Annotated in this window: 1 protein-coding gene; it reads left to right on the top strand. The window is 43.4% G+C overall.

The features are described from left to right. The coding region (locus tag A3762_RS15190; protein WP_156493485.1) for a DNA recombination protein RmuC at positions 1-1,204 on the top strand (1,204 nt) is incomplete at its 5' end. Between the last annotated feature and the right edge of the window lie 158 nt (positions 1,205-1,362).

Here is a 1,362-nt window from a genome sequence, read left to right as displayed (position 1 = left end):
CTTAGGCGAGTCTCTTCGCGAAACTGAATCAAAGTTAGACAAGGTAACAGCCAGCTTTGATGAGAAAGAAGCGAGCTTTGCTAGAGAAATCGCTCGGTTCGAAGAGCAAAAAGAAGCACTTAAACTTCAATTCAAAGAGTTGTCGGCTGAGATTTTGGCAACAAACTCGAAGGCCTTACAAGAAGCCAATCAACAGAGTCTTTCGGCGACAATCAACCCTTTCAAAGATTCGATCGATGCTTTTAAGAAAACAGTTCATGACAATCATCGACATGAAAATGAACAGCGCGCAGCATTGCGACAAGAGCTAGAAACGCTAAAAGAACTAAATTTAAAAATTACGACCGAAGCGCATGAGCTGTCAACGGCGTTGCGTGGGCAGAAAAAACTGCAAGGAAATTGGGGTGAGTTAGTACTTGAAAACGTACTAGAGCGTTCCGGTCTAGAACTCGGTAAGGATTATCAACGCGAGGTGTCATTCAACACAGAAGAAGGTCGTTTAAGACCAGACGCTGTGGTTTACCTTCCTCAAGGCAAACATTTAATTGTGGATGCCAAGGTGTCTTTGAATGCCTACACGCGTTATGTGAATTCTGAAGATGAGTCTGAACGCGCAATTGCTTTGAATGAGCATGTGGGGGCGATGCGCGATCGTATCAAAGAACTCGCGGATAAAGACTATTACAAGTTGCCGGGTATGAACTCTCCCGAGATCGTATTTATGTTTGTACCCATCGAGTCAGCGTTTGTTGAGGCGCTTAAAGCGGATGAACAGTTATTCCAAGAAGCGATCGCGAACAATGTATTAGTTGCCACACCGACAACCTTATTGACCAGTTTGAATATCGTGCGTCAGTTGTGGCGCTATGAAGATCAGAATAAACATACTGCAGAGCTCGCGAAAAAAGCCGACGGTGTTTTTAAGAAACTAAACGGCTTCTTGGTGAGCTTTGAAGGTGTAAAGAAAGGTCTAGATCGCGCGCAAGAATCTTATGCCAAGGCAGAAGGGCAACTTCTGAGTGGTAAAGGTAATTTAGTGAAGCAAGTTGGCGACTTTAAGAAATTAGCGCCAGCGATTAAAGCTGAATTGCCAGAGTACTTCTCTGACAAGGCTGACTTAGAAATCGACTTTGTACCTAGCGATGAACAGATTGAAGAGGCTTCCGCTAAACAGGGTTCTTTATCTATTGAATTAGATAGCTAATGGTAGGGATGATTGCCAAGATGACGCGGTGCTTCATAGCGTTAAGCCTCTCATTACTGATTTTAAGTGGGTGTGTTCACTCACCAAAAAAACAAGAGCAGGGGTTTCGGTTTAATTCTGTAGAGGTGTTTAATCAAACGCGTAGCGATATTTTTAAT

It is taken from the genome of Oleiphilus sp. HI0125 (assembly GCF_001635355.1).
This window is presented reverse-complemented; position numbering and strand designations above follow the sequence as displayed.